Here is a 471-nt window from a genome sequence, read left to right on the forward strand (position 1 = left end):
GAGCTTGCTTGTTTGTTGGAAGATTCTGAAAGTGTATTGACTGCATTCTCTAATTCTTTAGATTGAGATTCAAGCTCTTTAGCGAAGTTTCGTGAGGTATGTAACATCTTTTTGATTTCATCACCTAAGGTGTTAGTTACGATTTCTACTCTACCTTTTGCATCATGGACTTGTGTTGTAAAGTCAAGCTTAGTGTAGCTATTAAAGACTCTTGCAATTTCATTGGTATCACTGCCTATTTTTTCTTGCAATACATCCAACATAGTATTTAATACATTCTTTAATTCTCGTAATTGAGGATTGGCTGGATTCTCTACAATACGAGCTGTTAAGTCTCCTTGCTCTATGGATTTAGCTGTTTGCACTGCTTGGGAAACTGCATGAGAATCTTGTTCTAGGCTCTTTTGTGTTTTTTCTATGTTGGCATTAATGGCTTCTGCCATATTGCCTAGTTCGTCATGGGAGTTGACT

1 protein-coding gene is annotated in these 471 nt (G+C 36.9%); it reads right to left on the minus strand.

Features of this window, described 5'->3' with window-relative positions:
- On the minus strand, positions 1-471 hold a 471-nt coding region (locus tag CQA66_RS09100; protein ID WP_181882268.1), incomplete at both ends, for a HAMP domain-containing protein.

This window comes from Helicobacter aurati, from assembly GCF_003364265.1.
GTDB classification, from domain to species: Bacteria; Campylobacterota; Campylobacteria; order Campylobacterales; family Helicobacteraceae; genus Helicobacter_A; species Helicobacter_A aurati.